This window comes from Pseudomonas brassicacearum (assembly GCF_000585995.1).
In the GTDB taxonomy this organism is placed as follows: Bacteria; Pseudomonadota; Gammaproteobacteria; order Pseudomonadales; family Pseudomonadaceae; genus Aquipseudomonas; species Aquipseudomonas brassicacearum_A.
In genome coordinates this window covers 1,584,229-1,609,837 of record NZ_CP007410.1, presented here as the reverse complement: position 1 = coordinate 1,609,837, position 25,609 = coordinate 1,584,229, and the positions used below count along the sequence as shown (strand labels likewise).

Sequence of the window (25,609 nt, the reverse complement as noted above, 5' to 3'; positions counted from 1 at the left end):
CAGAGCCTGGTACCCATGAGGATAGCGTATGCGGTCAGGATAGATCTGGGCGAGGCCCTTGGTGTCGTTATTCGTTACGACGCGGCGCCCGTTCACGCTTCACGGATCGGTAAAGAACTCCATGGCGGGATACGGAGCCTGCCGACAAGCCTTCAGCCTGGAGGCCAGGTCTCCCACATGGATTTCAAGCTTGTGACCGTCCGGATCGAGGAAGTAAAACGAATCGCCCTCGCTACGGTTGTCCCGCCACGACGCCACCCCGGCTGCATTCAGCCGCGCCACAAGTTGGGGGAAATGCTCGGCACTGATGTTGAAGGCGTAATGGGTGTAGTCCGCCGCCGGCGCGGCCTTGCGCAACGGGTCAAGAGCCAGGCACAACCACAATCCAGGCAACGACAGATAGGCCCCGCGGTCCCACTTGGCCTCTATACGAAGCTGCAAAAGCTCGCCATAAAAAACCACGCTTCGGTCCAGGTCCGTGACGGCAAGGGTCAGATGATTGAAGCCTGAGAGCATCCGTGGGTAACCTCTGGAAAACAATGATAGGCCAAACGCAACAGGCCTAGGGGTCAAAGACATAGCGCTGCCAAGCTCCGACACCGCAAATGGATTCCCCGCCCAAGCTCCTAGGCAAGATCCTACACAGAAGTCTCCGGTAACACTCAAACATGCCGGAAATAGCCGATTCAAAGCCCTGCCCAACGATCTGTAAAGTCTGGAAACACACCGATTATTGAAACACCCCACGGACAGCATCGTTAACCAAGGAATGTAATCGCACTATGAACCCTACCGCACAATCGACTCATCAGTTCACCAACTACCGTAAGGTCATTTCCCTGGCAGACCAGGATTGGAAGAACGCCGAGATCGGAAAAATCTCGGGCCTGAATGTCGAGGTCAAGACACCCAATGTCCTGGTCGACCAATACGGTCGGACCTTCCATCACTTCTGCACCACCTCCTACCTGGGCCTGGATTACCACCCCGCGCTGCTCGACGGTGCCATGACCGCCCTGTGGGAAACCGGCACCCTGCGTGTCGCCAACTCAAAAAATCGCTGCAAGCTGGCGATCCTGGACCAGTACGAAACCCAGTTGTCGGAATTGTTTGGTGCCAGCTGCCTCAGTGCCCTGTCTTGCAGTGCCGCAAGCGCGGGGATCCTGCCGCTGCTGGCCAGTGGCGCCTTCACCGACAATCGGCCGCCCGTCATGGTGTTCGACAAATACGCCCATTATTCGATGAACCACCTCAAGGCTGCTTGCGCCGATGAAACCCAGGTCATCACGTGCCCGCATAACGACATGGATTTCATCGAAGACCTGTGCAAACGACAGCGCAACGTGGCGTATGTGGCCGACAGCGCCTATAGCATGGGCGGCATGGCGGACCTGGACAGCCTGCTGTACCTCAAACAGCGTTACGGCCTGTTTCTGTATCTGGACGACTCCCACGCGCTGTCTGCCGTCGGCGAATGCGGCGCGGGCCTGGCCCGGCCGCGCCTGCATGCGATGGACGAGCGCATCTTGATCGTCGCCTCGCTGGCCAAGTCATTCGGGGCCAGTGGTGGATTGACCCTGTTCGGTAGCGAACGGCACAAAGCCCTGGTGCAACGCTACGGCGGCCCAAGCAATTGGTCCCAAAGCCTGAACGCAGCAGCGATCGGCGCAGGCATGGCCTCGATCCGCCTGCACCGCAGCCGAGAATTCAGCGCCTTGCAGGAGCGTTTGCAGGCTAATATTCGCCTCTTCGACAGCCTGGTCCGTACCGAGCAGCATGCCAGCCCCATGGCGATCCGCCTGGTTGCCTGCGGCGAAGCAGCCCTGGCCAATAGCCTGGCGGTCGAACTGGCCGAGCTGGGGTATTTCACTTCAGCGGTCTTTTTCCCCGTGGTGCCGCAAGGCAAGGCTGCTATCCGCGTTACCCTGCGCGCCGATATGGAGCCGGACGTGATTCGCTCATTTTGCGAACGGATTACCGAGCTGCTGCTGGCACACGGGCGTGACATCCGCCCTTGAAACGAGTCGTTGATGAAGAACCGTACAACCCTGATCGTCACCTGCACCACCGTCTTCCTGGCGCAACTGGGCATGAGCATCTACTTGCCGGCCCTGCCTGATATCGCCCGGGATCTCGGGGCCGACGCGTCCCGGGTGTCCTGGGGTCTGGCGGTATACCTGATCGGCATGGCGCTGCCCATGTTGCTGTGGGGCAGCCTGAGCCAGCGCCTGGGGCGCAAACCGGTCTTGCTGGCGGCATTGGGGTTGTACGGCCTGGGCAACCTGGCCCTGCCGCTGGGCACGACAGTGGAAGGGTTCCTGACCCTCAGGTTGATCCAGGGCATCGGCGCCAGCGGTATTTCGGTGATGGCGCGGGTGTTGATTCGCGACAGCTTCAGCGGCGACCTGTTGGCCAAGGCGCTGTCCTGGATATCGATCGCTTTCGTGATTGCCCTCGGCATCGGCCAGTACCTGGGCTCGCTGATCCAGGCTGCGTTCGGCTGGGAGGCGATTTTCTATGGCGTGGGCGCAGTCAGCCTGGCCATGGCGGCCGCAGTGTCCAGGGCCAGATTTGCGGTATTGGCGCAAACCGGCAACGGGCAATCGGCGTGGCGCATTTACGGGCAAATCCTCACGCGCCGTGGTTTTCTGCTGCCAGCCTTGGCAGGAGGGCTGGGTTACGGAGTGATCGTTGCCTTCAATACCGCAGCGCCGTTGATTCTGCAGGAAAGCTTTCACTGGTCGCCCATTGAGTACGGTTTGCTGGGCTGGCCAATCAGTGCCGCGTATCTGCTGGGCGCGCTGGCGGTGAACGCTTTTGTGTTGCGCACCGGTCAACGCCGGATGATGGGTTGGGGCATCGCACTGGTGCTGGGCGGGAGCGCGACCATGCTAGTAGGCAGCCTCACCCTGAGCAGTATCGCGTTGCTCTTCTGGCTGCCGTATTGCTTCGCGGTGTTCGGCCAGTCGTTGAACTACCCCATCAGCCTGTCCTTGGCCAACGAGGGTTCACCGATAGCCGGCGCCTACGCCATGGCATTGAGCGGTTTCCTGCATCAACTGATGGCGTCCGTGATCGGCGCCATGGCCAGTCTGTTGTTGAGCCAACAGGCCTGGCCGCTGGCAGCGTTGTGCGCGCTGCTGGGGGCGGCGGCGATGCTATGCGTAAGGTTCATGCCGCCCCGGGTGGCTTAAAACGCGCTGCGGAAAATCTCCTCGATCTGCCGCTGATCAGCCGCTCGCGGGTTGGTCAGGCCGCAAGCATCTTTCAAGGCGTTGGCGGCCAGTACCGGTACGTCGTTGAGGCGTACGCCCAAGTCACGCAAACCGGCCGGAATGTCCACGTCAAGGGCCAGGCTGCGAATCGCCGCAATGGCGGCCTGGGCACCCTCTTCCGAACTGAACCCACGTGTATCGACGCCCATGGCAGTGGCCACGTCGGTCAAGCGAGCAGCGCACACCGAGGCGTTGAAACTCTGCACGTGAGGCAACAGCACTGCGTTGCACACGCCGTGAGGCAAGTCGTAAAAACCACCCAGTTGATGCGCCATCGCGTGGACGAAACCCAGCGAAGCGTTGTTGAACGCCATCCCGGCCAGAAACTGTGCGTAGGCCATGTTCTCCCGCGCCGTCAGATCGGTGCCGTCGCGCACAACCAGGCGCAGGTTATTGCTGATCAGGGTCATAGCCTTCAAGGCGCAGGCATCGGTGATGGGGTTGGCGGCGGTGGACACATAAGCCTCGATCGCGTGAGTCAGCGCATCCATGCCCGTGGCGGCCGTCAGGCCCTTGGGCATTGCCACCATCAACGCCGGATCGTTCACCGACATCAACGGGGTCACGTTGCGATCGACAATCGCCATTTTCACATGACGCGTCTCGTCGGTGATGATGCAGAAACGGGTCATCTCGCTGGCGGTGCCGGCCGTGGTGTTGATGGCGATCAGCGGCAATTGTGGCTTGCTCGAGCGGTCGACACCTTCATAGTCGCGGATCTGACCGCCGTTAGTGGCACACAACGCGATGCCCTTGGCGCAGTCGTGGGGGGAACCACCGCCCAGCGACACCACGAAATCGCACTGGCTCTCCTTCAACAACCCCAGTCCGAGCTCGACATTGGCAATGCTCGGGTTGGGCTTGGCACCGTCGAAAATCACCGAATCAATGTCCTGCAACGCCAGTTGCCCGGCCACCATGCTCGCGACGCCGGCCTTGGCCAGCCCCGCATCGGTGACGATCAGCGCTTTGCGAAAGCCATAGTTACGGATGGCGACCATGGCCTCCTCGAGGCAACCCAGCCCCATGATGTTCACGGCGGGAATGAAAAAAGTACTGCTCATGGGGTCATGCTCCAGGAAGAGGCCGGATCGGCAGGGCCTACAGAATGACCGAGTAGTCACGGCGTATCTTGATCTGGCTCAAGATTGGGTCGTGATAAAGTCGCGCCCTGCCTTTTGCCACATTTTGAGATGAGCTTCGCAATGACCGATTTCCAGGAACATGACGCCCGGCTCGAAGACTGGGAGGCCTTGCGTGCCAACACCACCTTCAGCGGCTTGCTGGTGGGCAATGGTGCCAGCCGCGCCGTATGGGACGATTTCGGCTACGACTCGTTGTTCGAAAACGCCCGCACCGTTGAAGAAAAGCCGTTGAGTCCGTCTGAATTGAGTGTGTTTGACGCGATGCAGACGCGCAGTTTCGAACAAGTGCTCGGCGCGCTGAAAACCACCAGCCGGGTCAACAAGGCCCTGGCCGTCAGCTCGGCCGCGCCGCGCAATCGCTATTACGCGATCAAGGAAGCGCTGATCAACACCGTGCACGCGGTGCATATCCCGTGGCGATTGGTGCAGCCATCGACCCTGGCGACGCTCAACCAGGAAATGAGCCACTACCGCACGGTGTTCACCACCAACTACGATTTGCTCAACTACTGGGCGATCCAGCACGCGCCCGAGGCCCTCACCGACCTGTTCTTCGGCGTCGATCACAGTTTTGATCTGAGCCAGGTGGCCACGGACAAACCGCGCCTGCTGTATCTGCACGGTGGCCTGCACCTGGTGCGCAACCAGGACGGCACGGCGCGCAAGCTCACTTCCACCGAAGGCACGCTGTTGGGCAGTTTCGCTATCAACAACACGATCAAGACCCTCGACGACGTGCCGCTGTTCGTCAATGAAGGCCCGAGCTCGGACAAGCTCAAGACCATCCGCAGCTCCGACTACCTGTCGTTCTGCTATGACCAGTTACTGCACCACGGCGACAACCTGTGCCTGTTCGGCCATGCCCTGGGCGAGCAGGACCAACACATTGTCCAAGCCTTGCGGCAGGCAGCGCCGAAAACAGTGGCGATTTCGATCTATCCGCGCAGCCAGGCGTTTATCCAGCACCAGAAGCGGCATTACGCCAAGGTGTTTCACGGCTTGGATGTTCAATTGCGCTTCTTCGATGCCAAGAGCCATCCGCTGGGCAATCCGAAGTTGTCGGTGCCGGTGGAGGTTTAGCTTCAACCGTGGCGAGGGAGCTTGCTCCCGCTCGGCTGCGCAGCAGTCGTCATTTGCGAAGTGTTGAAGATCGATGGGACCGCTTCGCAGTCCAGCGGGAGCAAGCTCCCTCGCCACAGGAAGCTCGCTTCCACAGGGATGAACTCAAAGCGCTGCCAGGGTCTTGTCCTTGATCACCGTCGTCGGGCCGTTGGCCTTGACGCTGGCGATGCCTTTGTCTCGGGCGGCGTCCGAGGCGTAGGCCTCGCTGCTGCCGATCACTTCGTGGTTGGCGGCCTTGAGGTTGAAGTACGGATGGCCGTCCTTGGTGCTTTTGAGCTCATAGCGTTCAGCCAGCGGACTGTTTTTCTGTACCGACGCGATGCCACCGTCAGCACCGCTGCGGGTGGTGTACAGCTCGCTGGTCAAAATCGTTTCGGCATTGGCCGCCTTGAGTACAAACCGAAACTGGCCGTTGCTGCTTTTGCTGATTTCGTACCATCCAGACATAGGGGTTCTCCTCTGGGCGCGCAAAATGTCGCTCAAGCAGTAAAGACCCGCTGCGCTTGTTCTGCCAGTCGGCCCCGCAGTGCGCTACAAAGTGATGGCCGTGCCCAACAGGGTGAGGAATCCCGCCAGCCAGTTCGGGTGCGCTGGCCAGGCCGGCGCGGTCGCCAGGTTGCCTTGGACGTGGCCTTCCGTCACAGGAATATCGATATAGGTCCCGCCCGCCAGGCGTACTTCCGGTGCGCAGGCCGGGTAGGCGCTGCATTCGCGCCCTTCGAGGATGCCCGCCGCCGCCAGTAATTGCGCACCGTGGCACACTGCGGCAATCGGCTTACCCGCCAGGTCGAAATCGCGCACCAGTTGCAGGACTTTTTCATTCAGGCGCAGGTATTCCGGCGCCCGACCGCCCGGCACCAATAACGCGTCGTAGTCGGCGGCTTCGACACCGGCAAAGTCATGATTGAGGGCAAACAGATGCCCTGGTTTCTCGCTGTAGGTCTGGTCGCCTTCAAAGTCGTGGATCGCCGTGCGCACGGTCTGCCCGGCCGTTTTATCCGGACACACCGCGTGCACCGTATGGCCGATCATCTGTAACGCCTGGAACGGCACCATGACTTCGTAGTCTTCGACGTAATCGCCGACCAGCATCAGGATTTTCTTGGCGGCCATGGGTTGGGCTCCTTTGGAAATGCGTGAGGGGTGAACGCATTAAAGGTAGTCCGGTAAGTCGACGGATGAGCGATAACCCATCATTACCTGACGGGCTGCACAAAAAAGAAGTGGCAGGACAGTCTGTGGGAGCGAGCTTGCTCGCGATTCAGGCGATGTGGTCTCTCAGGCACACCGCGTCATCGCTCCATCGCGAGCAAGCTCGCTCCCACACGGGGCTCAGTGCTAGAGATAACCATCAGCCCGCAACAAGGTTTCCAGGCAATGCTCGGTGACGTGGTAGAACGCCTTGAGTGCCTGGATCTTCGCCAGCAGTTCGGTCGGGTCCGCAGGTTCGGCGCGCTTGACCGCCAGGATCATCTTGTTCTTGTTGGTGTGGTCAAGGGAGATGAACTCGAACACCTTGGTTTCGTAGCCACACGCCTCCAGGAATAGCGCCCGCAGACTGTCGGTGACCATTTCCGCCTGCTGGCCCAGGTGCAGGCCGTATTGCAACATTGGCTTGAGCAGCGCCGGGCTCTGGATCTGCAGGCGGATCTGCTTGTGGCAGCACGGCGAGCACATGATGATCGAGGCGCCCGAGCGGATGCCCATGTGGATCGCGTAATCGGTGGCGATGTCGCAGGCGTGCAAGGCGATCATCACATCCACCGCGCTGGGCGCCACGCTGCGTACGTCGCCGTGCTGGAAGCTCAAGCCCGGGTGTTCCAAGCGCGCGGCAGCTTCGTTGCACAGCTTGACCATGTCTTCGCGCAGCTCGACGCCGGTCACCACGCCTTCGGCTTGCAAGGTGTTGCGCAGGTAATCGTGGATGGCGAAGGTCAGGTAGCCCTTGCCCGAACCGAAATCCGAAACCCGCACCGGCTTGTCCAGAGCCAGTGGCGAAGACGTCAGCGCATGGCTGAAGACTTCGATGAATTTGTTGATCTGCTTCCACTTGCGCGACATCGCCGGAATCAGCTCGTGCTCGTGGTTGGTCACCCCCAAATCGGCCAGGAACGGCCGGTTCAGGTCAAGAAAGCGGTTTTTCTCACGGTTGTGCTCGGCAGAAGGCACTTCACGCAGTTGCTGGGGCTTGCTCTTGAACAACGAGCTCTTGCCTTTCTTGCTGTACTCCAACTGCGCCTCGTCGGTGACCGCCAGCAAATGCGCGTTCTTGAACGACGCCGGCAACAGCGCGGCGATGGTTTCCACGCCCTCGGCCAGCGGGAAATTCTTGGTGATGTCGCGGGTCTTGTAGCGGTAGACGAAAGACAGGCAGGCCTGGTCCTTGACCGTCAGCTGCTTGATGATCAGCCGTTGCAGGTCCGCTTCGTCACCCACGTACTTGGCCAGCACCAGCTTGATGAACGCATTCTGCTCAAGGCTCGCCTGCAGCAGCGCGATGAACTGGGCGTGGTGATCCGGCGCGGGACGGACGGGAGTTGCGGTGGCGGACATGAAAAAGCGGCCTCGGGGCGGGCGAATCGGGAATGGCGGGTATTTTAGGGGGGATGGGGGGTGAGGGCACGGGAAATTTCTTAGCCCAACACCACCAACCGATTCGGCAGTTCATTGCGCTCGTGAGTCACCGGCACGTGCACCTTGAGCAATTCGCCGCAGGCTTCGATGCAGGTCACAAACCCCTCCAGCGTCTGCCCCTGGCGAACCTGCTGGGTGAACGCGGCGACGATGGCGTCCCAATTCTTGTTGTCGAGGCGCTTGGAAATGCCTTCGTCCACCAGGATTTCCACATAGCGTTCGGCCTCGCAAACGAAGATCAATATCCCCGTACTGCCCACCGTGTGATGCAGGTTCTGTTCGAGAAACTGTCGACGCGCCAGGTTGGAGGCCCGCCAGTGACGCACGGAACGGGGAATCAGGTGCGTGGTGACCCTGGGAATGCGGAACACCAGGCACAGCACGATGAAACTGACCCATTGCACCAGCAACAGGCTGTGCAGGGTCAGCCAGCCCGTGAGGTAATGCACCACGCCGGGCAGTACCAGGGCCAGCAGGCTGGCCCACAACAGGGGAATATAGGCGTAGTCGTCTGCACGGGCGGCGAGCACCGTGACCAGTTCGGCGTCGGTGTCCCGCTCGACCCGGGCGATGGCCTCGGCGACCTTGCGTTGTTCGTGTTCAGTCAGTAGTGCCATGGTTAGAAACGCCCGCTCATTATTATTGTCACCAGCCGCCCGACGAACCGCCGCCTCCGAAACTGCCCCCGCCCCCGCTGAAGCCACCGCCACCGCCGCCGGAACCTCCGCCGCCAAAGCCTCCCCGGCCGGAGCTGCTGGAACCGCCGCCTCCAGACGGCAGGATACCGAGCACCTGGCAAACCATCACGGTGATGATAAACAGCATCACCAACAGCACGAAAAGCCATGGATGACGCCCGACGAAATCGCTCTCTTCCTGCTGCCCGTCCGCACTGTACACCGGGGCCGGTTCGTCCAGCGGGCTGCCGCCCAACACCACCAGCATCGCCGCCACACCGTCGCTGATGCCTTTGTTGAAGTTGCCGGTCTTGAAGGCCGGGGTGATCACTTGGTTGATGATTACCGAACTCTGGGCGTCGGTCAGGCGATCCTCCAGGCCGTAGCCCACTTCGATGCGCAGTTTACGGTCATCCCGGGCGACGATCAGCAGCGCACCGTTGTTTTTATCCTTTTGCCCGATGCCCCAATGCCGGCCCAACTGATAGCCGAAGTCTTCAATGCTGGTGCCTTGCAGGTCCGCCAGTGTGACCACCACCACTTGCTCGCCGGTGGCCTGTTCATGGGCCTTGAGCTGCGCATCCAGTTGCCCGCGCACCGACGGGTCGAGCATCTGGGCGGTGTCCACCACGCGCCCGGTCAGCGCCGGAAACTTCAATTCGGCCTGGGCCGTGACTGCAAACACCCAGAGCAACAGCACCAGGCCAATTTTCAACACTCGCATCGCAACTCCTGTGTGGGAGCGAGCTTTGCTCGCGATAGCGGTGGGTCAGCTTGCAGCAATGCTGAATGTGCCGCCGCCATCGCGAGCAAGCTCGCTCCCACAACGCTTCAAACTGCCGAATTGATCAAAACTTCACTTCCGGCGCTTTCTCGGCATTGGGGCTGGTGGCCTCGAAGGTTTCGCGCACCGGCAGGTTGCTGTACATCACGCTGTGCCACAGGCGGCCCGGAAAGGTACGGATTTCGGTGTTGTATTTCTGCACCGCCAGGATGAAGTCGCGGCGGGCCACGGCGATGCGGTTCTCGGTGCCTTCAAGCTGCGATTGCAAGGCCAGGAAATTCTGGTTGGCCTTGAGGTCCGGGTAACGCTCGGACACCACCATCAGCCGGCTCAACGCGCCGGTCAATTGATCCTGCGCCTGCTGGAACTGCTTGAGTTTTTCCGGGTTATCCAGGGTGCTGGCATCGACCTGGATCGACGTCGCCTTGGCCCGTGCTTCTATCACCGCGGTCAGGGTTTCCTGCTCGTGCTGGGCGTAGCCCTTGACGGTTTCCACCAGGTTGGGAATCAGGTCGGCGCGCCGCTGGTACTGGTTCTGCACCTGGCCCCAGGCGGCCTTGGCCTGTTCGTCCAGGGTCGGGATGTTGTTGATGCCACAACCGGCCAGCAGTGTGGAGAAGAGCATCAGGGCCAGCATTTGCAGGCCTATGCGGGGGTTCAGTCGTAGATTCATGGGATGAAGCGCTCCCTTGCATGACATTGGATAAAACACTGCCACCTATCTCACCGACGTCTGGGGCATAATCTGCCGCCGCACTGGATTGAATCGGGTCGATGGGCTAAAAGATGCGCAGTGCGAAACTAAGTTCAGCCCAATGGGTTCGAAAGTGTGCTGCATTTAACTGAACAACAATAGCCGCTCCTCACATTTTGGCTGACCGGCGTGTCCTGATCACCGCCCTTTAGGCTTGCGAGAAAACTATTCATGAAGAAGCTGTGTTTGCTGGGCCTGTTTGTCACTCTGGCCAGTCAATCCGTATTTGCCGACAACCTGCCAGCCCCCATGGAGAACAAGGACGCGTTCATCAGCAACCTGATGAAGCAGATGACCCTCGATGAAAAGATCGGCCAATTGCGCCTGATCAGCATCGGCCCCGAAATGCCCCGGGAGATGATCCGCAAGGAAATCGCCGCCGGCAACATCGGCGGTACGTTCAACTCCATCACCCGTGATGAAAACCGTCCGATGCAGGACGCGGCCATGCGCAGCCGGTTGAAGATCCCGATGTTCTTCGCCTATGACGTGATCCATGGCCACCGCACCATTTTCCCGATTCCATTGGCCCTGGCCTCCAGCTGGGACATGGACGCCATCTACCGTTCCGGCCGGATCGCCGCCCAGGAAGCTGCGGCGGACAGCCTGGACATCACCTTCGCACCGATGGTCGACATTTCCCGCGACCCGCGCTGGGGCCGGACCTCCGAAGGTTTTGGCGAGGACACCTACCTGGTGTCACGCATCGCCGGAGTGATGGTCAAGGCGTTCCAGGGCAACGGCGCCAACGCCGCCGACAGCATCATGGCCAGCGTCAAGCACTTCGCCCTGTACGGCGCGGTGGAAGGCGGCCGGGACTACAACACCGTGGACATGAGCCCGGTGAAAATGTACCAGGACTACCTGCCGCCCTACCGCGCCGCCATCGACGCCGGAGCCGGCGGGGTGATGGTCGCGCTGAACTCCATCAACGGCGTGCCCGCCACCGCTAACACCTGGCTGATGCACGATTTGCTGCGCAAGGAATGGGGCTTCAAGGGCCTGGCCGTCAGTGACCACGGCGCCATTTTCGAACTGATCAAGCACGGCGTCGCCCAGGACGGTCGGGAAGCGGCGAAGCTGGCGATCAAGGCCGGCATCGACATGAGCATGAACGACTCGCTCTACGGCAAGGAACTGCCAGGCTTGCTCAAGGCCGGTGAGATCGAGCAGAGCGACATCGATAACGCGGTCCGGGAAGTGCTCGCGGCCAAATACGAGATGGGCCTGTTCAAGGATCCGTACCTGCGCATCGGCAAAGCCGAAGACGATCCGGCCGACACTTACGCCGAAAGCCGCCTGCACCGCGCCGATGCCCGTGACGTGGCACGCCGCAGCCTGGTGCTGCTGGAAAACCGCAACCAGACCCTGCCTCTTAAGAAGACCGCGAAAATCGCCCTGGTCGGCCCGCTGGCCAAGGCACCGATCGACATGATGGGCAGTTGGGCCGCCGCTGGGCGTCCAGCGCAGTCGGTCACCCTGTTCGACGGCATGACCCGCGCCCTGGGCGCCGAGTCGAAGCTGGTCTACGCCCGTGGCGCCAACATCACCGGCGACAAGAAGGTGCTCGACTACCTGAACTTCCTCAACTTCGACGCCCCGGAAGTGGTGGACGACCCGCGCCCGGCCCAAGTGCTGATCGACGAAGCGGTGAAAGCCGCCAAGGACGCTGACGTGGTGGTGGCGGCCGTGGGTGAGTCCCGTGGCATGTCCCATGAATCCTCGAGCCGCACCGAGCTGAACATTCCCGCCAGCCAGCGCGAGCTGATCAAGGCCTTGAAGGCCACCGGCAAGCCGCTGGTGCTGGTGCTGATGAATGGCCGACCGCTGTCGTTGCTGGACGAGAAGCAACAGGCTGACGCGATCCTGGAAACCTGGTTCAGCGGCACCGAGGGCGGCAACGCCATCGCCGATGTGTTGTTCGGCGACTACAACCCGTCGGGCAAGCTGCCCATCACCTTCCCACGCTCGGTAGGGCAGATTCCGACCTACTACAACCACCTGAGCATCGGCCGGCCGTTCACCCCGGGCAAGCCGGGCAACTACACCTCGCAGTACTTCGATGACACCACAGGTCCCCTCTATCCGTTCGGCTATGGCCTGAGCTACACCGAGTTCAGCCTGTCGGACATGGCCCTGTCGTCCACCACACTGAACAAGACCGGCAAGCTCGACGCCAGCGTCACGGTGGAAAACACCGGCAAGCGTGACGGCGAAACCGTGGTGCAACTGTACATTCAGGACGTCACCGGCTCGATCATCCGCCCAGTGAAGGAGCTGAAGAACTTCCGCAAGGTGATGCTCAAGGCCGGCGAGAAGAAAGTCGTCCACTTCACCGTCACCGAAGACGACCTGAAGTTCTACAACGCCCAGCTCAAGTACGCGGCGGAGCCGGGCAAGTTCAACGTGCAGATCGGCCTGGACTCCCAGGATGTGAAGCAGCAGAGTTTTGAGTTGCTCTGAGTCCCGAACACCACAAAAACCAGTGTGGGAGCGGGCTTGCTCGCGAAAGCGGTTTAACAACCAACGGAGATGTTGACTGTTATGCCCCCTTCGCGAGCAAGCCCGCTCCCACACGGGCTTGCGGTGAGCCTAACCCCGCCGATCCAACAGATTCACCACCAACCGATCCACCCATCCCCACAACCGCTGCTTGACCCGCTTCCACAGCGGCCGACGCTGCCAGGCGTCGAGGCTGACTTGCAGGCTCTGGGCGAAGTCCCGTTCGAAACTCGCCGCCACCGCGGCACTGAGGGCCGGGTCGAGGGCTTCGAGGTTCGCCTCAAGGTTGAAACGCAGGTTCCAGTGATCGAAATTGCAGGAACCAATGCTGACCCAATCGTCCACCAGCACCATCTTCAGGTGCAGGAAACACGGTTGGTATTCGAATATTTTCACGCCGGCCTTGAGCAGCCTTGGGTAGTAACGGTGCCCGGCGTAGCGCACGGACGGATGGTCGGTGCGCGGGCCGGTCAGCAACAGGCGCACATCGATGCCCCGGGCCGCGGCCTTGCGCAGGGAGCGGCGGACGTTCCAGGTCGGCAGGAAATACGGCGTCGCCATCCAGATCCGCTTCTGGCCGCTGTTTAACGCCCGGGACAGCGATTGCAGGATGTCGCGATGCTGGCGGGCGTCGGCATACGCCACCCGCCCCATGCCCTCACCCATAGGCGGCACGCGGGGCAAGCGTGGCAAACCAAAGTTGGACGCCGGCTTCCAGGCACGTCGATGACGGTTGGCGAGCCATTGGCGATCGAACAGCAACTGCCAGTCGAGCACCAGCGGCCCGACGATTTCCACCATCACTTCGTGCCACTCACAGTGGTCATCGAGGGGGTTCCAGAATTCATCGGTCACCCCAGTGCCGCCGACCACGGCCAAACGCTGATCCACCAACAACAACTTGCGGTGATCCCGGTAGAGGTTGCGCACCCAGCGGCGCCAGCTCAAGCGATTGTAGAACCGCAACTCCACGCCGGCCTCGGTCAGGCGGTTGCGCAGGCCCAGGGTAAACGCCAGGCTGCCGTAGTCATCGAACAGGCAGCGCACCCGCACGCCGCGCTCGGCGGCCTGGACCAGGGCCTGGACCATCGCCTCGGCGCAGGCCCCCGCCTCTACCAAGTACAGTTCCAGCTCAACCTGTTCCTGGGCACGGGCGATTTCCACCAACATGCGCGGGAAGAACTGCGGGCCGTCGACCAACAACTCGAAGCGATTGCCTTCACGCCAGGGGAATACCGGGCCGCTCATGTCAGCGAGCCGTGAAAATCAGCACCGCATTCACCGGCACCGACAGACTGATGGCCGACAACCCGGCCAGGTTTCGCAATTTCTCCAGGCCCGGCGCCAAATCGAAATCCGCGGCGTTGAGCACCACCGGCTCCAGGGTCACCACCTGGAAGCGACGTTCATCCAGGCGCGTCGCCAGCAGTTCGACGTTGTATTCATGCGACTTGCCGTGCAGGTTCACCGTCAGCGGCAGGCGCAACTCCAACTGCGCACCGTTGGCCAGGTCCTGGATCGGCGCGAGATCGAGCTGCGCGGTGACGGTGGCTTCGGCAAATTGCTTGATCTCGAACAGCTCAGTGCGCATGCGCTCGTCCCGCAAGGGAATGCCACTGTTGATCGACTCCAGCTCCACTTCCAGGCGTGCCAGCCCCTCGGGCTGGACTTGGCCGTGGAGCACCAGGAACCGCTGGACCTCGGAGACATTGCCGTTTTTGCTGCTGATAAACGACAGCCGCGACGATTCGCCGTCCAGGTACCAATCGGCCTGGGCCGGCAACGCGGCGCAGGCCAGCAATAAGCTCGCGACAGCGAGAGAGAAAGACCGCTTGAACATACACACTCGGGGGGCAGATAAACCTGTGGCGAACCTTAACCGCGCCGAGGGCGCTTGCAAACTGTCTGTTTCAACAACGGCCAGAAACACAGATGATCCTGTGGCGAGGGGATTTATCCCCGTTGGGTTGCGTAGCAGCCCCAAAAACAGGCGATGCGGTCTGATAGACCTCATTGTCAGCTATAGGGCCGCTGCGCGGCCCAACGGGGATAAATCCCCTCGCCACAAGGTTCGCACCGTTCTTTAATTACTCCAACCGACACCCCTGCCGCGCCCCAGCCACCGCGCACTGTGGCTACGCCCCAACCCGCTGACGGTGATGCGTTTCGCGTCAGGGGTCTCGAGAAAGTCGCTGATGGGCACCGACTGCTTCACATAGCCACGGCAGTAGTCCGCCGGTTGCTCCATCACGTAGCGACACGAGCAATACTCCTTGGCGGTGTAGGCACTGATGATGTCGGGAAAGGCCCGCAGCGCCACCCGCTCGAGCCAGATCCAGCTCAACAGGGCAACGAGCAGCACCGACACCAGCGTGAACAGCCACCTGCGCCTCATGGCTGCACCGCCCCGGCGAACGCCGCCATGGCTCGTTTGAGCAGTTCGTTGTGGCGATAGCTGCCGTCGCGGTCGTCGCCGTAGCGCACGATCACCAGTTTGGCGCTGGGGATGATGTACAACGCCTGGCCCCAGTGCCCCAGCGCGACGAAGGTATCTGGCGGCGCGTCAGGCCAGGGCCGGATCGCTGGGTCGGCGGCGCGGTTGAGCCACCAATGGCCGCCGGGCACGGCTTCGTCCTGGCCGACCTGGAATCGGGCGAAAGGCTCGCGGTTGAACGCGACCCAATCCCTGGGGATCAACTGCCGTTCGCCCCAGCGACCGTCCCGCTGCATCAACAGCCCGACACGCGCCAGGTCCCGCGCCGTGAGGTAGGCATAGGACGAACCAACGAATGTGCCGCTGGCGTCGGTTTCCCAAATGGCGCGGCGGATGCCCAGCGGTTCGAACAAGGCCGTCCAGGGGTAATCGGGATAGCGCTGCGGGCCGACGATGTTTTTCAGCGCGGCGGCCAGCAGGTTGCTGTCGCCGCTGGAATAACGGAACACCTGCCCTGGCGGGCTGAAACTTTCGTGCTGCGCAGTGAACCCCGCCATGTCGCGGCGTCCCCGGGTATACAGCATCGCCACCACCGAGGAATTGAGCGGCGCATATTCGTAGTCTTCCTGCCAATCCAGGCCCGAAGCCCAGTGGAAAAGATCGGCCAGGGTCAGGCCCGGGTGCTTGCCCAACGCCGGGTAGTACTGGGCGGCCGGGTCTTGCAGGCCAAACAGTTTTTCACCGTAGGCCACGCCGAACACCGTCGCCATCAGGCTTTTGCTGATGGACCAGGTCAGGTGCGGGGTCTCGGCGGTGGTCGGTCCGGCGTAGCGTTCGTAGACCAGCCGACCGTCCTGGATCACCAGCAGCGCGTCGGTGCGGATGCCTTGGCGGGTTGCATCGTCCCGGGGCGGGAAGGCGTATTGCTCCAACGCTTCGATGGCCGGCCCGCTCGGAGTCGGGCCGCTTGGCCATTGCTCGCCGGGCCAGTCTTCGGCCTGGACGCTCAGGTTGAGTATCAGCAGCGGGATCAGGAACCAGCCTTTGGACATGCTTGGGGCTCGCAGGGTTGAACCTTCAGAGCCTATGCAGACTTGATGACAATTTGAGTTTGTGTGGCCCCCTGGGGGAGCGAGCTTGCTCGCGATGGCGGAGTGTCAGCCAGCATCATTGTTATTGATCCGGCGATATCGCGAGCAAGCTCGCTCCCACAGGGGGTGGTCGTTTGGAGGGCTAACCCAACGCCTTGGCCAACCGCTTGGCCCGCGCGCCCGCCGCCATCTCCATCACCGCTTTATCCCGCGTCCACATCTCGCGCCACGACCCAGGCCCGTTGGCCAGTGCAGTGTTCAGCTCGCCATCGAGCCCGTCGAACTGCGCGAACAACCCGCCCAGCAGCACATGCCCGGCCGCGCTGGACGGGTTGTGCCGGCTCACCTCCGCGCAACCGGCCAGCAACGCGAGCAGACGCAACTGCAACGCCTGGGGCCAGGCGCATTCCTGCCCCACGCCATACAGCCAGGCGGTCATGGCGCTGAGCACGTAAAGATCTTCCAGCGTGCGAAACGGTTTGACGTACGCATCCCAACCGTCCCCCGCCAGCAACTCGCACAACGCGTCGTCGAGCAGGACGCGGCCATGGCTGACGTCTGGCATCAAGGCAATGGCCGGGAGTTTTTCCAGGGTTACGCCGGGCTCGCCGGGATAGACCACGGCCAGGTTCAGTCGTGGCGTTTCACCGGGTGCTTCGCTGCGAGCGGCGATGAGCAGCCATTCGGCGGCATCGCCGGCGGTGACGAAATCCTTGCGTCCGCTCAAGCGCAAATCGCTGAGGCGGGTCCGCATGTCCGCCGGGCGCAGGCTGCGCTGTTCGGTGGCACACAGGGCGCCAAGGCTCTGCGGTGCGCTCGGCCAAAGCACCCGCAGCGCCGCCTGATACCCCACCAGGAAAGCCAGCCCCGGCGTGGCCATCAACCGTGCTCCAGTCACCGCCAGCTCGAACGGTGTCACCGGCCCCAGGCGTTGCAGCAAGGTTGCATAACCTTCGGCCAGGTCCGGATGGGCCGGCAGGCGCTCGCCGCGTTCGATCAGGGTTTGCCAGGGCATAGGAGGCTCCTCGAGGGCTGTCATATAAGCATCACCAAAGCTTCATGGCGATGACACCGGGGCTACATAGCCTGACTTTGCACAACATGGCTGCATAAAGAAAGTCGATTGGCTGCAACTGAACAGCCCGCACGGAGATTCGCTATGACCCAGATCGCCCGCATCAGCGACACCGGCAATGAACGCCGCCTGCAAGCCGAACGCCTGATTGGCGCCAACGCTCTGCAAGAAGCCCAGGCCCTGCGTTTCAACGTCTTCAGCGGCGAATTCAACGCCAAGCTCAAAGGCGCGGAAGTGGGTCTGGACATGGATGATTATGATGTTCACTGCGCCCACATCGGCGTACGCGACCTGAACACCGGCCGTCTCGTGGCGACCACGCGCCTGCTTGACCATCAGGCCGCCAGCAGCCTGGGCCGGTTCTACAGCGAAGAAGAATTCAGCCTCAACGGCCTGGTCCACCTTAAGGGCCCCATCCTGGAAATCGGCCGCACTTGCGTCGACCCGGCCTACCGCAACGGCGGCACCATCGCGGTGCTCTGGGGCGAGCTGGCCGAAGTGCTGAACGAAGGCGGCTACAGCTACCTGATGGGCTGCGCGAGCATCCCAATGCAGGATGGCGGTATCCAGGCCCAGGCGATCATGCAGCGCCTGCGCGAACGCTACCTGTGCACCGAACACCTGCAAGCCGTGCCGAAAAAACCGCTGCCTGCCCTGGACGTGCCGTCCAACGTCATCGCCGAAATGCCGCCGCTGCTCAAGGCCTATATGCGCCTGGGCGCGAAGATCTGCGGCGAGCCGTGCTGGGACGAAGACTTCCAGGTCGCCGACGTGTTCATCCTGCTCAAGCGCGACGAACTCTGCCCGCGCTACGCTCGCCATTTCAAGGCGGCTGTGTGATGAGCCGGCTACGGGTGTATGCGCGGATTGCGCGCGTGGTGCTGGTGGTCGCGTTGGGCTTGAGCATGGCCGGTCTGTTCGGCCTGTTCGAGCGCCTGGGTATCGCCAATTCCATGGTCCGCCGCCAACGTTGGTCACGGTTCTTCATGGCACGACTGAGCCGTGCCCTGCCCTTTTCCGTGACCGTCCATGGCCAACTGCCGCAACGGCCGATGCTGTGGGTCAGCAACCACGTGTCCTGGACCGACATCCCACTGCTGGGCATGCTCGCGCCGCTGTCGTTCCTGTCCAAGGCCGAAGTGCGCACCTGGCCGGTGGCCGGATGGCTGGCGGCCAAGGCAGGGAGCCTGTTTATCCGCCGCGGCTCGGGTGACAGCCAGTTGATCCGCAAGCAGATGAGCCGCCATCTGGAACAGGCCCATCCGCTGTTGATGTTCCCCGAAGGAACCACCACCGATGGCCGCTCCTTGCGGACTTTCCATGGTCGCTTGTTATCCGCTGCCATCGATGCCGATGTGGCGTTGCAACCGGTGGCGATTCGTTACCTGCGCGACGGTGAACCTGACTCGCTGGCACCGTTCATTGGCGACGATGACTTGCTGTCGCACCTCATGCGCTTGTTTGCCCACGATCGCGGCGACGTACACATCCACCTGCTGCACCCCATCGCCTGCCACGGCCAGGAGCGCGCGGCGCTGGCGTTCCAGGCGCAACAGGCGGTGCACAAGGCGTTGTTCGGCACGATCCCCGAGAAGCAGCAAGCGCCGATGCGGCCTGCGGCGATTGCGGCCTGACCCGGATTTCTGCGCAGCCCTTGTGGGAGCGAGCTTGCTCGCGAAAGCGGTTGAACATTCAGTAGAGAGGTTGAATGTGCCACCGCTTTCGCGAGCAAGCCCGCTCCCACCATTAGATCTGCGGCGTGGCTTGGTTTTGTGCAAAATCCTGCAACTGCGGATAGAACAGTCGGAAATCTTCGCTCAACGGCTCATAGAGCTCGATCAACTCCTGCATCGCCCCCGCCAGTTCCTCCGGCCGCGACAGGCGTCGGGAAATACCGCGCAGTACCTGCCCCAGCACCTCGAACTGCCGATAAGACCCCAACCAGTCATCCGCCGCCATATACGGCGCGACCTGCGCCAAACGCCCCGGCAGCTGGGGTTCGGCACTGAGTACCTGATACACACGAGACGTGAAGTCCACCAGCGGTCCTTCGCCGTACAGCGTCCAGTCCCGAGCCAGGCAGTGGTCGAAGAACACGTCGAGCACGATCCCGGCATACCGCCGCCGCACGGTGGAAAAACGCGACAGGGCGATGTCCACCAAGGGATGGCGGTCGGTGTACATGTCGATGCGCCGATGCAGGGCAATCGCCGCTTCGATCTGTGGATCGTACTGCCCTTGCAGCGGCCCTTTGACGAAGTCGCCGTAGAGGCTGCCGAGCAGTTGTTCCCGGCCAGGGCCGCCGAGGTGCAGGTGCGCGAGATAGTTCATGGCCCGCAGCTTAGCACCGTTGCGCCAATATCGTTATAACCCGATATAGCGATTCGTTCGGCATTCAGATCAAATCCATATTTGTATATCGCGAAATAACGATTTAAAGTTCGCCTCATCGCGATATAGCGTTTTATCCATTGCAAGCCCATCACGAGCTGCCCCCCATGCCCCTTGACCTCGACGAAATAATAAAAGCCCTGGCACACCCAGTACGGCGAGACATCCTCAACTGGCTCAAAGACCCCAAGCTCCAGTTCCCCGAACAGTTGCACAACCACGAGTTCGGCATCTGCGCTGGGCAGATCGACCAACGTTGCGGCCTGTCGCAGTCCACGGTTTCCGCCCACCTGGCGGTATTGCAACGGGCGGGACTGATCACCAGCCAGAAGGTCGGTCAATGGCATTTCTTCAAACGCAACGAGGAAGTGATCCAGCAGTTCCTCAAGCAAATGAGCCAAGAGCTCTGATCTGACAAGGACCCGACATGCCTCTCTCACTCCTCATCCTGGCCCTGAGCGCCTTCGCTATCGGCACCACCGAGTTCGTCATCATGGGCCTGTTGCCCGAAGTGGCGGCCGACCTCGGTGTATCGATCCCCGGTGCCGGTTGGCTGGTGACCGGCTATGCCCTGGGCGTGGCCATCGGTGCGCCGTTCATGGCACTGGCTACCGCACGGCTGCCACGCAAGGCGGCCCTGGTGGCGCTGATGGGGATTTTCATCATCGGCAACCTGCTCTGCGCCATCGCCAGCGACTACAACGTGCTGATGTTCGCCCGGGTCGTCACGGCCCTGTGCCACGGCGCGTTCTTCGGTATCGGTTCAGTGGTGGCCGCCGGCCTGGTGGCGCCCAACAAGCGCGCTTCGGCCGTGGCCCTGATGTTCACCGGCCTGACCCTCGCCAACGTGCTTGGCGTCCCGCTGGGCACCGCGTTGGGCCAGGAAGCGGGCTGGCGCTCGACTTTCTGGGCCGTGACCGTCATCGGTGTGATTGCTCTGATCGGCCTGATCCGCTTCCTGCCGGCCAAGCGCGATGAAGAAAAACTCGACATGCGCTCGGAGCTGGTCGCCCTCAAGGGCGCGGGCCTGTGGTTGTCCCTGAGCATGACCGCGCTGTTCTCCGCCTCGGTGTTCACCCTGTTCACCTATGTCGCCCCGCTGCTGGGCGAAGTCACCGGGGTATCGCCCCGTGGCGTGACCTGGACCCTGGTACTGATCGGCCTGGGCCTGACCCTGGGCAACATCATCGGCGGCAAACTGGCGGACAAGAGCCTGGCCAACACACTGATGGGCGTCTTCCTCACCATGGCCGTGGTGTCCACCGTGTTGAGCTGGACCAGCGTGGCGCTGATCCCGACCGAAATCACCCTGTTCCTCTGGGCCACCGCCTGCTTCGCCGCTGTACCAGCGCTGCAAGTCAACGTAGTGACCTTCGGCAAAGCCGCGCCGAACCTGGTGTCCACCCTGAACATCGGCGCCTTCAACATCGGCAACGCCTTGGGCGCCTGGGTCGGCGGCAGCGTCATCGACCACGGCCTGGGCCTGACTTCCGTGCCCCTGGCCGCCGGCGCGCTGGCCGTGCTGGCGCTGCTGGTCACCCTGATCACTTTCCGCCAGGGCGGCAATGCCGAACTGGCTCCGGCGACTCACTGACTTTTAACCACTCCCTGATTCTGACGAGGTTGTAATTCATGACGACTATTTTCGATCCGATCAAACTTGGCGACATCGAGCTGAAAAACCGCATCATCATGGCCCCGCTCACCCGCTGCCGCGCCGACGCGGGCCGCGTGCCTAACGCACTGATGGCTGAGTACTACGTGCAACGCGCCTCCGCCGGCCTGATCCTCAGCGAAGCGACCTCTGTCACGCCGATGGGCGTCGGCTACCCGGACACCCCGGGCATCTGGTCCAACGACCAGGTGCGCGGCTGGAGCAACGTCACCAAGGCGATCCACGGCGCCGGCGGCAAGATCTTCCTGCAACTGTGGCACGTGGGCCGGATTTCTCATCCGTCGTACCTGAACGGTGAAACCCCGGTGGCCCCTAGCGCTATCCAGCCCAAAGGCCACGTCAGCCTGGTGCGCCCGCTGGCCGACTACCCGACGCCGCGCGCGCTGGAAACCGCTGAGATCGCCGACATCGTCGATGCCTACCGCGTAGGTGCCGAGAACGCCAAGGCCGCCGGTTTCGACGGTGTGGAAATCCACGGCGCCAACGGCTACCTGCTCGACCAATTCCTGCAAAGCAGCACCAACCAGCGTACCGACCAGTACGGCGGCTCCCTGGAAAACCGTGCTCGCCTGCTGTTGGAAGTGACCGACGCGGTCATCGAAGTCTGGGGCGCCGGCCGGGTTGGCATGCACCTGGCGCCACGGGCCGACTCCCATGACATGGGCGACGAGAACCGTCTGGAAACCTTCAGCTACGTGGCCCGCGAGCTGGGCAAGCGCGGCATCGCCTTCATCTGCTCCCGCGAGAAGGAAGGTGACGACAGCATTGGCCCGCAACTCAAGCAAGCCTTTGGCGGCCCGTACATCGCCAACGAACGTTTCACCAAGGACAGCGCCAATGCCTGGCTGGCCGAGGGCAAGGCAGATGCCGTCGCCTTTGGCGTGCCGTTCATTGCCAACCCGGACCTGCCGGCACGTTTGCAAGCTGATGCGCCGCTGAACGAGCCTCATCCGGAAACGTTCTATGGGAAAGGCCCAGTGGGTTATATCGATTATCCGGTGATGTAAATCGAAAACCTAACCTTGTAAAAAAGCCCCGACTCGAAAGAGCCGGGGCTTTTTTATATCCGCACACTTCAACTTCAATACAACCCCTCAGAAGTCGAAACATCAAATAACAACACAACACTGACTTGCCATGGATTAATAGATTCAACAACGCTAATAATAAGCCCGCACAACAACCCACCCATTGAATGGACTCAATCGACCTCTATTATTTTCAATAAGTAACTTCAAACCTTTAAAACCACACCCAACCAAACAACTTCAATCACGCACAATAATCTTATGCAGGCTTTAGCGTGCCTCGCATTCATGAGAGACATATGACAATGAACATTATGAAAAACCTGATTCTCGGCCTGCTCCTGGGGCCCTTAGCCGTTGCCACCAGCCTGGCCAACACAGCCATCACCGTGGAAATCATAAACAACACTTCCAACGCCATGGAAATGACCAACATTCTAACTGAGGTGCCCACGCCCTCGGATTTTTCCTTGAGCGCTTATGGCGTTCCCGCGAAAACCGCCAGCGAACTATATTTCGTTCATGACAGGAGATTCACCTACCCTGCCGCTGGCTGGCAACCGACGCAGAGAAAAATCAAACCTATTGAGCTGGTTCTGTCCTATCAAATGAGCAACTTCAACTTCGGCTGTCAGATGCAAACCCTGTTTGAAGCCCCCATCGGTTTCGGTGTCCTGGAGTCTCGCTACAGGCCAAACTGGAAAAGCAAAACCGCATACACCGGCAATGGCGAATACACCTGCCGGTCCGAAGTTTCCCAGAAAATGCTCGAACCACCCTTCAGCTATACCGTGCGCCTGATTATCGAATAGTCCAAGGGGCGGGTCACAGGATGACACTACCCGCACAGGTGCCTGCATGGCGCCTGTGCTTCATCTAAAAAAGGACTCGGCGGGATCAAGGCCCGGCGGTGTCTTTATCGATCAGCTATTGACACAAACCGACGCAATTACGCATTTTGTTTCATTTGCGCAGGCTTGGGCTCAGGCGCAGCATATCCAGCCCGATGTCTACCCAGCGCTCAGCCTCACCGGCCAACGCGAAACTGTCGGGAGCCAGCAGCCATTGGTAGAGAATGCCGTCGATATAGGCGTGGATGGCAACCGCCGCCCTTTCGGGGTCCAGGTCATTGGGCAATTGACCGCGCTTCATCGCATTGCTCAGCGACAGCACGATCCGCACATTGCAGTCGAGACTGACCTCGCGCCGCTGCTGGCGCAAATCGCACATTTCATCGGTGAATTCGCACTTATGGAACAGAATTTCATTAATGCGTCGGGTTTTCGGGTCCAGGGCCACCTGCCGGAACAACTGCACCAACAGCTTGCGAATACAGCCCAACGGATCAAGCTCCTCTTCGCTCTCACTGGCGCGGGCCAGCTCATCGAGCGGTTCCTGCAAGGTATCGAGCATGGCCTGGAGCAGGTCCGCCTTATTGCTGAAATGCCAATAGATGGCGCCGCGCGTCACACCGGCCAGTGTCGCGATATCGGCCAGCGTCGTGCGAGCCACGCCTCGCTCGAAGAAGGCTTTTTCGGCCGCTTCAAGTATCTGGCTGCGAGTCTCCAGAGCTTCCTCTTTGGTACGACGGACCATGGCAGTAAACACCTCAATCAGGATGCATCAGCAATGCGTATGGATCAGTTGAACAAATATGAGGCAGCGTTTCTCAGAGCGCGTCCCCGACCTACGAATGCCTTTGTCAGGCTTTTGTAAATACGGATGGTACGCAATTTGGCTGTTTACAAACAACCATGTACGTAAGTATATTTCTTAGCATCCTACTAATTGCTTATCGCGCTCTTTTTCCACTTTCCACTTTTCGAGCGCGCCTGTTGCGCGCCTGGACCCGAGGATTTCCATGCAATTCAAGCCAGCTGTTACCGCTCTGGTTACCGCCATCGCCCTGGCATCGCTGCTCAGCGGATGCAAGAAGGAAGAGGCGGCACCTCCGCCCCCCACCCCTCAGGTCGGCGTCGTAACCCTCAAGGCCCAGCCTTTCACCCTGACGTCAGAGCTTCCGGGCCGCACCAGTGCGTTCCGCGTTGCGGAAGTTCGTCCGCAGGTCAACGGCATCATCCTCAAGCGCCTGTTCAAGGAAGGCGCTGACGTCAAGGCCGGCCAGCAGCTGTACCAGATCGATCCAGCCGTGTATGAAGCGACCCTGAAAAGCGCCGAGGCGAACCTGCGGTCCACCAAGTCGATTGCCGATCGCTACAAGCAATTGGTGGACGAACAGGCCGTCAGCCGCCAGGAGTACGACACTGCCGTGGCTAATCGCCTGGAGTCGGAAGCCAACCTGCAGACCGCCCAGATCAACGTGCGCTACACCAAGGTCTACGCGCCCATCTCCGGCCGCATCGGTCGTTCCTCGGTCACCGAAGGCGCGCTGGTGAGCAATGGCCAGGCCGACGCCCTGGCGACCATCCAGCAATTGGACCCGATCTACGTAGACGTGACGCAAAGCTCGGTGGAGCTGCTGCAACTGCGCCGTGAGCTGGAAAGTGGCCGCTTGCAGAAGGCCGGCGACAACGCCGCCATGGTCAAGCTGACCCTGGAAGACGGCAGCCAGTACCCACATGAAGGCAAGCTGGAGTTCTCGGAAGTGTCTGTCGACCAGACCACCGGTTCCGTGACCTTGCGCGCCGTGTTCCCCAACCCGGACCACACCCTGCTGCCGGGCATGTTCGTCCACGCACAATTGCAAGCCGGTGTGAACAGCGCGGCCATCCTGGCGCCGCAACAAGGCGTGACTCGTGACCTCAAAGGCGCGCCAACCGCCCTGGTGGTAGGCCCTGACAACAAGGTCGAACTGCGTCAACTCAAGGCCAGCCGTACCGTCGGCAGCCAGTGGCTGATCGAAGACGGGCTCAAGGCCGGCGATCGCCTGATCACCGAAGGGTTGCAGTACGTACGGCCAGGCGTGGAAGTCAAAGCCACTGAAGCCACTAACGTTGGCGCTAAGAACCCGGCCCCCGCTCAGGCAGCTGATAAAGCAGCCGGCGGCAAAGGGGAGTAAACC

General features: G+C 61.3%; 25 protein-coding genes and 1 pseudogene. 11 read left to right on the top strand and 15 right to left on the bottom strand.

Annotated features, from left to right (window positions below; translation table 11 throughout):
- Positions 1-99: 99 nt before the first annotated feature.
- A complete protein-coding gene (gene fos / locus CD58_RS07005; RefSeq protein ID WP_025212329.1) occupies positions 100-516 on the bottom strand; it encodes a fosfomycin resistance glutathione transferase in 417 nt (138 codons plus the stop codon).
- A gap of 266 nt (positions 517-782) precedes the next feature.
- Here fos and CD58_RS07000 point away from each other — a divergent pair, with 266 nt between their 5' ends.
- Both CD58_RS07000 and CD58_RS06995 read left to right on the top strand, forming a co-directional pair.
- Entirely contained in the window at positions 783-2,018 is a 1,236-nt protein-coding gene (locus tag CD58_RS07000; RefSeq protein WP_025212328.1) for an aminotransferase class I/II-fold pyridoxal phosphate-dependent enzyme, read from the top strand.
- Between the two features lie 12 nt (positions 2,019-2,030).
- Positions 2,031-3,194: an MFS transporter gene (locus CD58_RS06995; RefSeq protein WP_025212327.1), complete on the top strand. Its 1,164-nt coding sequence runs from the start codon at positions 2,031-2,033 to the stop codon at positions 3,192-3,194.
- On the opposite strand, the gene yiaY is transcribed toward CD58_RS06995, so the two are convergent.
- A complete protein-coding gene (gene yiaY / locus CD58_RS06990; protein WP_025212326.1) occupies positions 3,191-4,339 on the bottom strand; it encodes an L-threonine dehydrogenase in 1,149 nt (382 codons plus the stop codon). The two genes, CD58_RS06995 and yiaY, sit on opposite strands and share 4 nt — an antisense overlap.
- A 141-nt stretch (positions 4,340-4,480) precedes the next feature.
- On the opposite strand from yiaY, the gene CD58_RS06985 reads away from it, so the two are divergent.
- On the top strand, positions 4,481-5,500 hold the full coding sequence (locus tag CD58_RS06985) for a DUF4917 family protein (RefSeq protein ID WP_025212325.1): 1,020 nt from the start codon (positions 4,481-4,483) through the stop codon (positions 5,498-5,500).
- 144 nt (positions 5,501-5,644) lie between these two features.
- Here CD58_RS06985 and CD58_RS06980 read toward each other — a convergent pair whose 3' ends face one another.
- The 6 genes from CD58_RS06980 to CD58_RS06955 form a co-directional block, all read right to left on the bottom strand.
- Positions 5,645-5,989: a YegP family protein gene (locus CD58_RS06980; protein WP_025212324.1), complete on the bottom strand. Its 345-nt coding sequence runs from the start codon at positions 5,987-5,989 to the stop codon at positions 5,645-5,647.
- Between the two features lie 84 nt (positions 5,990-6,073).
- Positions 6,074-6,655 (bottom strand): DJ-1/PfpI family protein, encoded by a 582-nt coding sequence (locus tag CD58_RS06975; RefSeq protein WP_025212323.1) that lies wholly within the window; start codon positions 6,653-6,655, stop codon positions 6,074-6,076.
- A 225-nt stretch (positions 6,656-6,880) separates the two neighbouring features.
- Entirely contained in the window at positions 6,881-8,095 is a 1,215-nt protein-coding gene (locus CD58_RS06970) for a class I SAM-dependent methyltransferase (protein WP_025212322.1), read from the bottom strand.
- Positions 8,096-8,175: 80 nt separating this feature from the next.
- Positions 8,176-8,793 (bottom strand): TPM domain-containing protein, encoded by a 618-nt coding sequence (locus CD58_RS06965; protein WP_025212321.1) that lies wholly within the window; start codon positions 8,791-8,793, stop codon positions 8,176-8,178.
- A 28-nt stretch (positions 8,794-8,821) separates the two neighbouring features.
- Positions 8,822-9,577 carry a TPM domain-containing protein gene (locus CD58_RS06960; protein ID WP_025212320.1) on the bottom strand — a complete coding sequence of 252 codons (756 nt, stop codon included), beginning with the start codon at positions 9,575-9,577 and terminating at the stop codon, positions 8,822-8,824.
- 124 nt (positions 9,578-9,701) lie between these two features.
- Positions 9,702-10,310 (bottom strand): LemA family protein, encoded by a 609-nt coding sequence (locus CD58_RS06955; RefSeq protein ID WP_025212319.1) that lies wholly within the window; start codon positions 10,308-10,310, stop codon positions 9,702-9,704.
- Positions 10,311-10,562: 252 nt separating this feature from the next.
- On the opposite strand from CD58_RS06955, the gene bglX reads away from it, so the two are divergent.
- Entirely contained in the window at positions 10,563-12,854 is a 2,292-nt protein-coding gene (bglX, locus tag CD58_RS06950) for a beta-glucosidase BglX (protein ID WP_025212318.1), read from the top strand.
- Positions 12,855-12,983: 129 nt separating this feature from the next.
- On the opposite strand, the gene CD58_RS06945 is transcribed toward bglX, so the two are convergent.
- From CD58_RS06945 to CD58_RS06925, 5 genes and pseudogenes are all read right to left on the bottom strand, one after another.
- Positions 12,984-14,141 (bottom strand): phospholipase D-like domain-containing protein, encoded by a 1,158-nt coding sequence (locus tag CD58_RS06945; protein WP_025212317.1) that lies wholly within the window; start codon positions 14,139-14,141, stop codon positions 12,984-12,986.
- Between the two features lies 1 nt (position 14,142).
- Positions 14,143-14,733 carry a YceI family protein gene (locus tag CD58_RS06940; protein WP_025212316.1) on the bottom strand — a complete coding sequence of 197 codons (591 nt, stop codon included), beginning with the start codon at positions 14,731-14,733 and terminating at the stop codon, positions 14,143-14,145.
- 247 nt (positions 14,734-14,980) lie between these two features.
- Positions 14,981-15,288, bottom strand: a pseudogene (locus CD58_RS06935) (amidase).
- The gene (locus CD58_RS06930) at positions 15,285-16,379 is read right to left on the bottom strand and encodes a serine hydrolase domain-containing protein (protein ID WP_025212315.1); all 1,095 of its coding nucleotides are present in this window, start codon (positions 16,377-16,379) and stop codon (positions 15,285-15,287) included. Before CD58_RS06930 ends, CD58_RS06935 begins: the two are co-directional and overlap by 4 nt.
- Positions 16,380-16,560: 181 nt before the next feature.
- Entirely contained in the window at positions 16,561-17,433 is an 873-nt protein-coding gene (locus CD58_RS06925) for an acyl-CoA dehydrogenase (protein ID WP_025212314.1), read from the bottom strand.
- Between the two features lie 144 nt (positions 17,434-17,577).
- Here CD58_RS06925 and olsB point away from each other — a divergent pair, with 144 nt between their 5' ends.
- Complete coding sequence (olsB, locus tag CD58_RS06920) at positions 17,578-18,333, top strand: L-ornithine N(alpha)-acyltransferase (protein ID WP_025212313.1); 756 nt, start codon at positions 17,578-17,580, stop codon at positions 18,331-18,333.
- Positions 18,333-19,127 (top strand): lysophospholipid acyltransferase family protein, encoded by a 795-nt coding sequence (locus CD58_RS06915; RefSeq protein ID WP_025212312.1) that lies wholly within the window; start codon positions 18,333-18,335, stop codon positions 19,125-19,127. The genes olsB and CD58_RS06915 overlap by 1 nt, the downstream gene beginning before the upstream one ends.
- Before the next feature lie 112 nt (positions 19,128-19,239).
- Here the strand turns inward: CD58_RS06915 and CD58_RS06910 are convergent, their stop codons facing one another.
- A complete protein-coding gene (locus CD58_RS06910; protein ID WP_025212311.1) occupies positions 19,240-19,824 on the bottom strand; it encodes an ACP phosphodiesterase in 585 nt (194 codons plus the stop codon).
- Positions 19,825-19,991: 167 nt separating this feature from the next.
- On the opposite strand from CD58_RS06910, the gene CD58_RS06905 reads away from it, so the two are divergent.
- The 4 genes from CD58_RS06905 (at position 19,992) to CD58_RS06890 (ending at position 23,399) form a co-directional block, all read left to right on the top strand.
- The gene (locus CD58_RS06905) at positions 19,992-20,294 is read left to right on the top strand and encodes an ArsR/SmtB family transcription factor (protein WP_025212310.1); all 303 of its coding nucleotides are present in this window, start codon (positions 19,992-19,994) and stop codon (positions 20,292-20,294) included.
- A 17-nt stretch (positions 20,295-20,311) separates the two neighbouring features.
- The gene (locus CD58_RS06900) at positions 20,312-21,478 is read left to right on the top strand and encodes an MFS transporter (protein WP_025212309.1); all 1,167 of its coding nucleotides are present in this window, start codon (positions 20,312-20,314) and stop codon (positions 21,476-21,478) included.
- 38 nt (positions 21,479-21,516) lie between these two features.
- Positions 21,517-22,566: an alkene reductase gene (locus CD58_RS06895; protein ID WP_025212308.1), complete on the top strand. Its 1,050-nt coding sequence runs from the start codon at positions 21,517-21,519 to the stop codon at positions 22,564-22,566.
- Positions 22,567-22,886: 320 nt separating this feature from the next.
- The gene (locus CD58_RS06890; protein WP_025212307.1) at positions 22,887-23,399 is read left to right on the top strand and encodes a hypothetical protein; all 513 of its coding nucleotides are present in this window, start codon (positions 22,887-22,889) and stop codon (positions 23,397-23,399) included.
- Positions 23,400-23,550: 151 nt separating this feature from the next.
- Here the strand turns inward: CD58_RS06890 and CD58_RS06885 are convergent, their stop codons facing one another.
- Positions 23,551-24,183 (bottom strand): TetR family transcriptional regulator, encoded by a 633-nt coding sequence (locus CD58_RS06885; RefSeq protein WP_025212306.1) that lies wholly within the window; start codon positions 24,181-24,183, stop codon positions 23,551-23,553.
- A 265-nt stretch (positions 24,184-24,448) separates the two neighbouring features.
- Here CD58_RS06885 and CD58_RS06880 point away from each other — a divergent pair, with 265 nt between their 5' ends.
- The gene (locus CD58_RS06880; protein ID WP_025212305.1) at positions 24,449-25,606 is read left to right on the top strand and encodes an efflux RND transporter periplasmic adaptor subunit; all 1,158 of its coding nucleotides are present in this window, start codon (positions 24,449-24,451) and stop codon (positions 25,604-25,606) included.
- Positions 25,607-25,609 lie beyond the last annotated feature (3 nt).